Genomic DNA, 10,849 nt, shown 5'->3' on the forward strand with positions numbered 1-10,849 from the left:
TGTGTTGCGTGAGATTTCTCCCATCCAAAAACAGTGTAACTGGCGGATTAAGAATAGAGTTAGTTATCATCATTGGAGGCCTTATTGCATCGGCCCATGCGTCCATGATGATTGTAATACCTGTTATGCCACGGTTTATGGAATTAATTGGTGGAGGTGCTTATGTTTTTGGGCTTACGTTCACTCTTTACGCCTTAGGAAGATTTATAACTAATATTCCTGCTGGTGCACTTTCAGAAATAATTGGCAGAAAATGGGTAGTAACTGTCGGTGCAATGGGTGTAGCTGTTTTCGCTTTTTTAAGCGGTATCCCTGAAGATGTCCCTCTATTCCTTCTATTTCGTTTCTTGAGTGGAGTATTTAGCTCAATGACGATAGTAGTGGGAAATATCATTGCCGCTGACCTAAGCACGGTTGAAAACAGGGGGAGAGTTCTAGGCCTAATGCAAGGCATGCAGCTTATGGTTGGAACCGGGAGCCCAGCGCTAGGAGGTTTTATAGGAGAGCTCGTCGGTACAAGGTTTCCATTCTATATATCTGGAATAGCGGTATTAATATTTGCAATATGGGCGATGCTGAGATTGCCAGAAACTAAATCTAACGTACAAAGCAATCCATCAAATCTTAATTTCCAGCAAATCCGCTCAGCTTTTTCAACTAATCAAATCTCTAAATTTCTCTCCAAGAACTTCTTTACAGATGCCAGATATTTATTACGCGACCCAAGCTTCATGGTTGTATGCATATTGGGATTTTCTACATTTTTCCTTCGGGGAGGAATGGCCACAACTCTTATACCTATGTATGCAGATGGCATTTTAAATATGGGACCTGGTGCAATTGGTATCCTATTCACATTTTCTTCCTTCCTGCATGGAATATTGATCTACCCAGCGGGTGCAATCGCTGACAAATGGGGCAGGAAAATCATTATTGTCCCTGCAGGCTTAGTTGTAGGTGTTTCAATATTTGGCTTGCCATTCTCCGAGTCGGTCGCAATATTTGTTTTCGCATTTATATTGCTGCATGTCGGTCAAGGCTGGGGATCCCAAGCTCCGGTAGCATATGTAGCTGACTTGGCACCTGATAGTAAACGAGGAGTGGGTATAGGACTATTTAGGACATTTGGGGATTTCGCGGGGATTATAGGCCCAACTGTATCTACAGGCATATTAACGAGTATTTCATTCACCGCAGCTTTTGGCTTTAATGCAATTTTGTGGACAGTTTCAATCATTGCATTTGCTTTCATTGCTATTGAAACCGCAGGGAAAAACAGGAAACGAGGGCCTATTGATGAGCCTGAAGCTAGTAAAAAATAAACTCGCTTCCAGTCTTTTCTAATACAAGTTGCTGTAGAGCATCTAAGGATTTTTTTGTATCGCTGGCAGCACGTGCATTATCAGAAATGGAAATTCGCTTTTTGAATAGCCAATAAACAAATTCTTGGTACTGGGTGAAAGTAAATTTCATGCTTCGGCCTCGTCCATTTTCTTTTTGGAACCTGCCGGTTAGAGCCTTTAATGAAGATCGATAAAGCCGATTTGAGACTTCGTCATCGACACCAATAGCATGATGGAGACCTTTAACAGTCCTAGCTTTTTCTACTTCATTGCTAGTTACATGCCAAAGCATTTCCTCCAGTACCACTCCATAAAAATAATTTAAGTGTGCTCTGTATTTTTCAGGCCCCAAAGCCATTTTGAAATCAGTGGTTGTAATGTACGAAGGCAGACGACCTTGAAATAGTAGAGCATTTTTATCAGCCTCGGGGATATAATTTTCAGGTATCTCCCTTACTAGCCGTTCAGCAAGTAAAAGCCAATCAAATGCTTCACCTGCAAGAAAATATTGAATATTTAGATTATTGATCTGCTCTGCGGGTAAGCTCCATCGTCCAATTGCTCCCAGTAGCGCTATAGCCCATGGATTGCCTTTTGAAATCGAGTTATACATTTCGCCCAAGGCATTAAGAGAGCGTTCGTTCTGGCCTGCGTTCAATGAAAGGTTTCGCAAGTTCGATGTCATACAGGTCTTTAAGTCGCCTTCCGCTTCTTTGCCTTCTTAGATCCACCTTGAGCACGGGCTGCCTGCCTTCGTGCCCATCTTGGAGCATTAGGGTCAATATCCGTAGGAGGAGATAGCTTAGAAGGAGCATCTTGCCGACGTGCCACAGCCGTCATGACTGTTCTAGATTGAGAATGCTCTCCCGGCGCAACATGGAAAATAGTATGCGCTACATCATGCTGAATTTTCTCTAGTAAGTTATCAAAGGCTTCATGGCCTTCCTTTTTATACATAACCAAAGGATCTCTTTGACCGTATGCGTATAACCCTATGCCCTGCCTTAGATTTGACATCATAGTAAGGTGCTGAACCCAAAGGCGGTCAATAACTTGGAGCATCACGAATCGCTCCGCAATTCGCATAAATTCTTCCCCAAATTCGTTTTCCCTCTGTTCGTAAAATTCTTCTGCAGAGCCGAGGATTCGGTCTTCTATTTCAGCAGCTCCCGCTAAGAGGACTTCATCCACTTCGGCTATTCCTTCCAAGGGTAATATAGTATTTAAATCTGCAAGCATAGGAGCAGGGTTCCAGTCTGCAGGATCACCATGCAGATGGTCGCGGATAATTCCGCTTATTTCCTTGCCAATCATTTGCTGAATATTCAATTTTAAATCCGTCCCAGTAAGCACTTTATCGCGTTCTTCGTAAATTATTTCTCTCTGGCGGTTGACAACGTCATCATATTCAACCAAGTGCTTACGTAAGTCGAAAAAGTAAGATTCTGCCTTACCCTGTGTCATCTCTAAAGTTTTGCTTAACATGCCACTTTCTAAAGGTGTATCTTCTGGCAAAGCTTTACCAACTAAGCGACCCATCATGCCGCTGGAAAATCTCAACAGTATTTCATCTTCCAACGATCCAAAGAAACGAGTTTCCCCTGGATCACCCTGACGGCCTGATCGACCCCGAAGCTGGTTATCTATTCGTCGGGATTCGTGGCGCTCAGTGCCGAGCACGTAAAGGCCACCTTTGCTGATAATTTCGTCATGTGCATTTTGCCATTCTTCTAGAGAGGCATAAGTGGTGGCGCTTCCTCCCAATACAATATCGGTACCTCGACCCGCCATGTTAGTTGAAACTGTAACGGCTCCAAGTTTTCCGGCCTCCCGAATAATGTCAGCCTCTCGCTGGTGATTCTTTGCGTTCAGCACTTCGTGCTTTATTCCATTCTTTCGTAGAATTTGAGAGAGCTGTTCCGATCGTTCGACCGACGTTGTGCCCACAAGAATAGGTCTGCCTTGATCATTAAGTTCCTTAATTTGATCGACAACTGCTCGGATTTTCCCTGAATGTGTTTTATACACGTAATCGGGAAGATCCTTTCTAATCATTTCCTTATGCGTAGGAATTTCTACAACTTCAAGTCCATATACTTTAAAAAATTCCTCAGCCTCTGTAATAGCAGTTCCCGTCATCCCCGAAAGTTTTTCATACATTCGGAAATAATTTTGAAGAGTAACCGTTGCGTATGTAATTGTCTCGCGTTGAATCGGCACTCTTTCTTTTGCTTCTATAGCTTGATGTAACCCTTCACCATAGCGTCGTCCAGGCATCAGTCGACCAGTAAATTCATCAACAATTACTACTTCACTGTCCTTAACGACATAATCCTTATCTCGTTGGAAAATAAATTGTGCACGCAATCCATTTTCCACAAAGTGTGTTAGTACAAAATTATCTGCGTCGTAGAGGTTATTGATATTCAGTAGTCGTTCTAATTGCCCTATCCCAGATTCAGTCAGAATCGCCTGTCGTTCTTTTTCCTCTATATAGAAGTCTTTCCCATTCTGTAACCGCGGAATTACTTGGGAAACCCGAACATAATCAGCATTTGATTGTTGAGCAGGGCCACTAATTATTAGCGGTGTTCGGGCCTCATCAATAAGGATATTGTCTACCTCATCGACAATGGCAAAAGTTAATTCTCTCTGGACCTTTTCATCAAGGTCTGTAGCCATATTATCTCTGAGATAATCGAATCCGAATTCATTATTTGTGCCATAGGTAATATCCGCTAGGTAAGCATCTTTTCGGGTCACTGCTTTTTGTTCCAATTTTGAAGGATCGAGAGAGTTTTCGAAAATATAAGATGATTCATGCTGCAAACAAGATACTGACATACCTAAGAATTGATAAATGGAGCCCATCCAAAGGGCATCTCGCTGTGCCAAATAATCATTCACTGTAACTACATGGACACCTAACCCGGTAAGAGCATTTAGATAAGTAGGCAATGTTGCTACTAAGGTTTTACCTTCGCCGGTTTTCATCTCTGCAGCTTTGCCCTCATGAAGGACAATTCCACCAATAAGCTGCTCATCATAATGCCGTAATCCTGTTACACGAATGGAAGCTTCGCGAACTACCGCAAATGCTTGGGGTAAAAGATCTTCAAGGTTGGAGCCTGACAAGACCTGCTGTCGAAAATCAGATGTCTTTTTGGATAGCTGATCATCAGTAAGAAGGCTTAACTCAGGCTCTAAGCTATTTATTTGGTCCACAATTTTTCGATATCGAGCTATCTGCTTTTCGTTTGAGTCACCAAAAATTTTAAGAAATTTTTCAATCATGTCGTACCTTGTATATACATTCTAACAGCACCAAAAAATATCTTAAGCAACCAATAGCTATCAGAAACCATTGACGTAAAGCGAACACAGGGTTAGGTTGCGTTTGTGCAATCGCCATTCAACTTAAAAGAACTTTACTCCTTTACAAAAAATCCGCGCAGTAAGCCAACCTATCTCGGCTATACCAATGGATTTGCCTATGGGTTTTCCTTAAATGCACTTCAATTGCTTGTGGCTCTCTACGCTATCGACCTCGGCTTTGATATGTCTAAGATGGGAATTATTATTGCGGCTCCCGCTTTTTTCATGGTCGCGCTGAGACTACCCGGCGGTGCAATTTCCGATCGCTTCGGAGAAAAAGTTATCCTACGCTTCAGCTTCGTTACTCTGGTGATTTGCGGAGTAATAGCCGCATATTCATCTACGCTTTGGCCGCTCATAATCGCCCAATTATTTAATGGTGCATCTCGATCAGTTTATTGGTCTGCTGGCCAGTCTTATATCAGTCGAAGTAGCCCTGGCGACGCAGGAAAAGTAATGGGCCGCCAGCTTAGTTTTGAATCGGCTGGAGGAATTATCGGAGCAATTATTGCAGGTTACTGTGCAGAGTTCTTTGACTACAAAACTGCATTCATTATGGCTTCAGTCGCCGCCATTGTAGGATTTTCAATCACATCATCTTTACCTGCACTACCTCGCAAGGATCAAGTTAGAAAATTTCTTGCAAGTTTTGCCCCTGCCCGTGAAATGCTTTTCAAAAGGTCATTATTGCATGCACACATGGTCGCATTTATGGCTGCATCATATGCAGGCCTTATGGGGGGATTATTCATAGCTTTCTTCAGGGAAGTCGGCTATGGCGAGGGTGAAACTTCTATAATTCGCTCACTCAACAGTATAGGCCTGACTGTACTTGCATACGTTTTTGGCACTATCCTGGCAAAGATAGGAAGCCGAAATACTGCATTAATTGGAATTACATTAACTGGAGCGTTATCCATTGGTATAGCGGCATCTGGAGATCTTCCGATAATACCAATCGTACTGATGACAGTTTCAGGTATGACTTTCGGAAGCCTTCGTGCCTTGTACCCATCATTAGCCGCTCAAAATAGTACCGATTCACAGAGAGCTATGGCCCTATCAGTGGTAAGCCTTTACTGGGCAATAGCTATGCTGCTTTCTCCATTAGTCTTCGGATTTATAGCGAATTCGACTTCTATAACTTTTGCACTATTTACGTTCGGTGGATTTTCAATAATTGCTGGACTCCTATCCCCACTTCTATATCTATACGGGCGAAAAGGAATAACGCCGTCAACTGATCAGTAGCTGCCGTTAACTGCTAAGTCTGCAAAAAATTCTAATGACCCTGGGTTCACCAGCGCATCCTTGCTCACTGCCTCATCCACATCAACCCCGCTTAGTATTTTCTTGATTGGAACCTCTAGTTTTTTACCATTCAATGTTCTTGGGACTTCTTTTATTGCATAAGCTTCATCTGGTACATGCCTTGGTGACAAATTTGAGCGAATAGCTACCGCGATTTTTGCTTTTAGTTCCTCATTTAATAGAAGTCCTTCCTGCAAAACTACAAAAAGTAAAAGCTTTCCTTCAATACCCAACCGGCTGGTATCGATCACTAAGCTATCGGCAATTTCAGGGAATTCTTCAACGACACGATAAAACTCACTAGTACCCATACGGACACCGCTTCTGTTCAAAGTCGAGTCAGAACGACCATAGACAATCGCCGTTCCATTTTCCGTAATTTTGATCCAGTCACCATGTCTCCAGGCATCTGGGTAGACATCAAAATAACTTTCGTGGAATCGAGCACCTTCCGGGTCATTCAAAAAATAAATAGGCATTGATGGCATGGGCTCGGTGACAACCAACTCTCCGACTTCATCAGTCACAGGTAGGCCGGATTCATTAAAGCTCTCTACTTTACAACCAAGGCATATGCATTGAAGTTCACCTGCAACAACAGGTAACGTGGGGCCGCCACCCAAAAATGCAGTAAGAACATCAGTCCCCCCACTTACAGACGCTAGAAGCAAGTCAGCTTTTACTTTGTCATAAACCCATTCAAAGCCTTCTGGAGACAACGGAGCTCCAGTAGAACCAATCGTTTTGAGATTATCTAAGTCAAAATCCTTGCCTGGTTCAAGCCCTGCTTTCAAACATGATTGAATATATGGAGCACTTACTCCCAAGCAAGTTAACTGTGTATCATCCGCCATCTGCCATAATGCCTTCATATCAGGGTAACCAGGGTTCCCGTCGTAAAGCACAATAGATGCGCCTACAAGTAAGCCACTCATCAAAATATTCCACATGATCCAGCCCGTGGTACTAAACCAGAAGAAACGGTCATTTTCTCCTAAATCCATATGGAGCGAGAGTAATTTAAAGTGTTCCAGCAAGGCTCCACCGTGGCCATGAACAATGGCCTTGGGGCTACCAGTAGTCCCTGAAGAATAAACGACACATAAAGGGTGATCGAAAGGAACCTGCTCAAATATTAGGTCTCTATCAGGTTTAAGCATCTGTGGCCAGAGTAGAGTTGACTGCATATTTTTCCAGTTTCGAGGAATTAACTGCAAATTCTTATCCAAATATGGTAGGACAATAGTATTTTCCAAACTAGGTAATTCGTCTTGGATCTGACCAATAGCTTCACTCGAGCTAAATGATTTGCCTCCATACTGATACCCGTCGACGGCTAATAAAACTTTGGGGCTCAATTGCTGAAATCGATCAATCACACTTCTGGTGCCAAATTCGGGTGGGCAACTGGACCAAAATGCCCCAATTGACGCGACAGCAAGAGCAGCGGCCACGGCCTCAGGTATATTCGGCATATAAGCCACAACAGAATCACCCCGTCTAACACCCATATCTCGTAAACCTGCTGCAATTTCTGATGTTTTTATAAATAATTCATTGCGTGTCCATTCAACTTTGGATCCTGATTCATGAACCCCAATTACTGCGATTTTCTCATCTTTCAGTCTCAGTGCGTGCTGCGCGTAATTAAGCTCAGCCCCTATAAACCACTTAGCTCCTTCAAGGCGCTTACCTGCGGGACCATATTCCAAAATATCACTATATCCATTGAGAGAATTGATCTGAAAATAATCCCATACAGATTCCCAAAATTGTGGAACCTCACTTACTGACCATTGCCACAGCTCCTGGTAAGTATCAAAACTTAAACCATGCTTGCGACTAAGCCAGTGCTGATAGTGAAATAAGTTAGTTGAATTTTTTCGAGCAGAAGATGGTTCCCATAAAGTTTTACCTTCTAATTTGCGTTGGTCATCTTTATCACTCATCGCACACCCCAATGAAGATGCTTTCATTTATTTTTATTCGTAATTGGTGGTCTTGCAAGAAGAATAATAGCCCCTGCCAAGCCCCACGCTAAAGCTGCTAAAAGAAAGGCAATTTGGTAATTACCATAAGTATCATGCAAAGCCCCAAACAGGAGCGGACCCAGTGCAGCTGTCCCCATTGAAAAAGGCCTAAAGAGGCTATTTATTGCTCCTATATGCCTTCTTCCAAAGTAATTTGCAGTTAACAGTGCCCTCAATATTAGATATCCACCCATAACGATTCCTGCCACAAACATAATAGGGATAAGAGTACTCATTCCACGTACATTTAGAAAAAAGAGTATTAAAATTGAGGTCAATATCGTTGCGATAGCCATCAAGTATCTCACAGGGAAACGCTCTCCTAAGATTCCCCAGCCAGGTCGGACTATACCAGACATAAGACCGTAAATAGCAATGCCAAACGAAGCTTCAGCAGGCCCAAAACCAACCTCTGTAAGAAATGGATGCCAATTGCTTTGAAAGCCAGTAATTCCAAGACCGACCAAACTGAACGAAAGAAGCAATAGCCAAAAAGTGGGGTGCCTGATTGCTTCCCTGCGTGTTAAGGAAATTTCCTCTACAATATCGTTGGTATTGTCAGCGCCTAATAATTGATTTGGCTGCAGACCATCAGGTAGTAATCCTTCATCTTCCGGGCTAGTACGAATTAGTAACGCAAGAAGTAACGATATACTACCGACACTTAGCCCAAACCAAACCCAAGCTTCGCGCCATCCAACTTGGTTTATCAGAAATGATATCGACGATGGAAAGACCAAAGCACCAAGGCCAACTCCCATTACTGCAAAACCTAATGCACGTCCACGCTTTACGACGAACCACTTAGGAACAATTGCTTGAGAAATAAAGAACCCACTACCTAATTCAGCTATACCACCCATTACTCCAAATAAGGCAATAAATTGCCATAGGGCGTTTACCTGGCCTATAAGCGCAGTAGATAGTCCAAGTAAAATTGCACCAATAAAAGCAAAAACTCTCGGTGCAAATTTCCGGTCATAAAAAGGACCGATAATTGGTGTTGTAATGGCAATCAATATTTCCCTAACAAAAAAAGCCGTAAAAAATGCAGAGCGTGACCAACCCAAATCATCAGTCATGGGAATAAGCAATACACTTGGCCCCCAAATTGCCACGCCAGAACCAATGCCGGAAGCAAAGAATGCTACAGCAACAATTACCCATCCGTAAAAAAAAGGCCATTTAGCAGCCATTATTGGCTATCTCTCGGTCCACCAAGAATCATCAGGGAATACGTTTGCGCAGAAATATCGAATTGGTTCTTCTAAATAAATATCAGATGTTGCTTCCCTATATTGTAAGAAATGAGGCATCTGACGATGCTGCTCCAGCGCTTCTTCATCTTTATATACTTCGAAAAGGAAGAAGCGATCCGGGTCTGATTGATCACGGATTGCAGAAAACTGATAATTCCCTTCCTCGTTTGAAGTGGTTCCTATTCCATCCTGTTTTACTGCAGCAATAAAGTCATCTGCTCGACCAGGTTTCACTTTCAAATTAACCATCAAAACATGCATACCAAGCTCCTCGAAAATATATTTTCTTTAACCAAATATCGCACTCAACGTAATAACTGCCAATATTGTGATTAGAACCCCTGCCCATTGAATTTTTCTAGGTCTCTCCTTAAACAAGATGACCGCGAGGATGACAGTGGCCAATGGATGCGCTGCCACAATAGGAGCAACTATTACCACTGGCAAGAAACTTACACCAAGATTGAAAAAAATAAAGCCTGCAGCATCAATTGATCCTGCAAGCCCAATAGCCCTCCATAAATTTCTTCCTTGGGGCATGATTATTGAAATTTTTGCACTTCTCAAGATCAGAAGCGCCCCAACACCTCCCATAGTCTTCAAGATAAGAACAGAAAAGAATGGTCCCGCAGCATCAGATAAACGGGGTAAAACTGCCATTGCCCATCCAAGTATTAACATAGCCAATAATGCCCATGCTAAACCCGAACCAAAAATTTTTTCGTGAGATGGCGATTGCGACAGAAGTACGATTCCTACCAAAATAAAGAACATAAGAGTTGCTTGTGGGAGTGAAACAGATTCACCAAATAAAAATATGGAGAAAAGAACACATACTGCGAGCCAAGCCGAGGCGGCACTTGAGACTACTGAAACTGGGCCTTTCTCTAAGCCTTTATAGTAGGCAAGATACGCTGAAGAACTCACTAATCCGCAGGCAAAAGACCAGATTAGGATACCTCTAAAGTCTAAAGATGCATCCATGAATAGGAATTGAAATACCGCAAATGGAGCTGTCCCTAGGAATCCAAATAAATAAGCCCAGAGAGTTACTGAATATGAGCCTATCTTTCTAGCGGCCTGAGCTGCGAGAAAATCTGCGACTCCCCATGAGAGCAGACCTAAAAAAGCACAAAAAATTCCTAAAAAGGTATCTATTCAGGTAGTCCTTAATATTTATCTAGAAGTTCAAAAGCTAGTTAGAGGTTTTTTCAAGACTAGTTACTTTGAACTGTCTTTCAAATCCCAAGGCTTTACCACAACCGCCAAATGGAGCATCCCCCGTGTACTCTAAATGTGCTTTATAGGTGCCTTTTTCGCTTCCATCTGGTGACGCAAATTGTATTTCTACATCAGCATCGTCAATAGCATGCAGCCATGCAGGTGAAGCATAAGTTTCACCTCCCGCATAAGTTGTGCCACGCTTTGCATAATTGAGCCATTTCCAGCCCTCAATCATAAAGATTTCTCGCTCTACAACTTGTTCAAGTCTCCCAGCTCCGGCCCATCCACGCATCTGTTTATATAAATC

The 10,849-nt window shown here is 42.7% G+C and carries 9 protein-coding genes; 2 read left to right on the forward strand and 7 right to left on the reverse strand.

Going from position 1 to position 10,849, the window contains the following annotated elements; translation table 11 throughout:
- Nucleotides 1-8: 8 nt before the first annotated feature.
- On the forward strand, nucleotides 9-1,322 hold the full coding sequence (locus MK127_07555; GenBank protein ID MCH2532646.1) for an MFS transporter: 1,314 nt from the start codon (nucleotides 9-11) through the stop codon (nucleotides 1,320-1,322).
- Here MK127_07555 and MK127_07560 read toward each other — a convergent pair.
- Nucleotides 1,309-2,028: a hypothetical protein gene (locus MK127_07560; GenBank protein ID MCH2532647.1), complete on the reverse strand. Its 720-nt coding sequence runs from the start codon at nucleotides 2,026-2,028 to the stop codon at nucleotides 1,309-1,311. The genes MK127_07555 and MK127_07560 overlap by 14 nt on opposite strands.
- Nucleotides 2,029-2,036: 8 nt before the next feature.
- The gene (gene secA / locus MK127_07565) at nucleotides 2,037-4,637 is read right to left on the reverse strand and encodes a preprotein translocase subunit SecA (GenBank protein ID MCH2532648.1); all 2,601 of its coding nucleotides are present in this window, start codon (nucleotides 4,635-4,637) and stop codon (nucleotides 2,037-2,039) included.
- Nucleotides 4,638-4,742: 105 nt separating this feature from the next.
- Between secA and MK127_07570 the strand changes: the two genes are divergently transcribed.
- Nucleotides 4,743-5,969 carry an MFS transporter gene (locus MK127_07570; protein ID MCH2532649.1) on the forward strand — a complete coding sequence of 409 codons (1,227 nt, stop codon included), beginning with the start codon at nucleotides 4,743-4,745 and terminating at the stop codon, nucleotides 5,967-5,969.
- Here MK127_07570 and MK127_07575 read toward each other — a convergent pair.
- The 5 genes from MK127_07575 to MK127_07595 all read right to left on the reverse strand — a co-directional run.
- A complete protein-coding gene (locus MK127_07575) occupies nucleotides 5,963-7,978 on the reverse strand; it encodes an acetoacetate--CoA ligase (GenBank protein ID MCH2532650.1) in 2,016 nt (671 codons plus the stop codon). The two genes, MK127_07570 and MK127_07575, sit on opposite strands and share 7 nt — an antisense overlap.
- A 23-nt stretch (nucleotides 7,979-8,001) precedes the next feature.
- Complete coding sequence (locus MK127_07580) at nucleotides 8,002-9,255, reverse strand: MFS transporter (protein MCH2532651.1); 1,254 nt, start codon at nucleotides 9,253-9,255, stop codon at nucleotides 8,002-8,004.
- A gap of 6 nt (nucleotides 9,256-9,261) precedes the next feature.
- Nucleotides 9,262-9,579 carry an antibiotic biosynthesis monooxygenase gene (locus MK127_07585; GenBank protein ID MCH2532652.1) on the reverse strand — a complete coding sequence of 106 codons (318 nt, stop codon included), beginning with the start codon at nucleotides 9,577-9,579 and terminating at the stop codon, nucleotides 9,262-9,264.
- Between the two features lie 27 nt (nucleotides 9,580-9,606).
- Entirely contained in the window at nucleotides 9,607-10,437 is an 831-nt protein-coding gene (locus tag MK127_07590; GenBank protein MCH2532653.1) for a DMT family transporter, read from the reverse strand.
- A gap of 76 nt (nucleotides 10,438-10,513) precedes the next feature.
- The coding region (locus tag MK127_07595) for a hypothetical protein (GenBank protein MCH2532654.1) at nucleotides 10,514-10,849 on the reverse strand (336 nt) is incomplete at its 5' end.

The sequence above is a fragment of the Dehalococcoidia bacterium genome (genome assembly GCA_022449765.1).
In the GTDB taxonomy this organism is placed as follows: domain Bacteria; phylum Chloroflexota; class Dehalococcoidia; order Lucifugimonadales; family Australimonadaceae; genus UBA2963.

Excerpts from the sequence above, each read along its gene's own strand:
- MK127_07560 (MCH2532647.1), bottom strand. The coding sequence starts at position 2,028 with ATGACATCGAACTTGCGAAACCTTTCATTGAACGCAGGCCAGAACGAA.
- secA (MCH2532648.1), bottom strand. The coding sequence starts at position 4,637 with ATGATTGAAAAATTTCTTAAAATTTTTGGTGACTCAAACGAAAAGCAG.
- MK127_07575 (MCH2532650.1), bottom strand. The coding sequence starts at position 7,978 with ATGAGTGATAAAGATGACCAACGCAAATTAGAAGGTAAAACTTTATGG.
- MK127_07580 (MCH2532651.1), bottom strand. The coding sequence starts at position 9,255 with ATGGCTGCTAAATGGCCTTTTTTTTACGGATGGGTAATTGTTGCTGTA.
- MK127_07585 (MCH2532652.1), bottom strand. The coding sequence starts at position 9,579 with ATGCATGTTTTGATGGTTAATTTGAAAGTGAAACCTGGTCGAGCAGAT.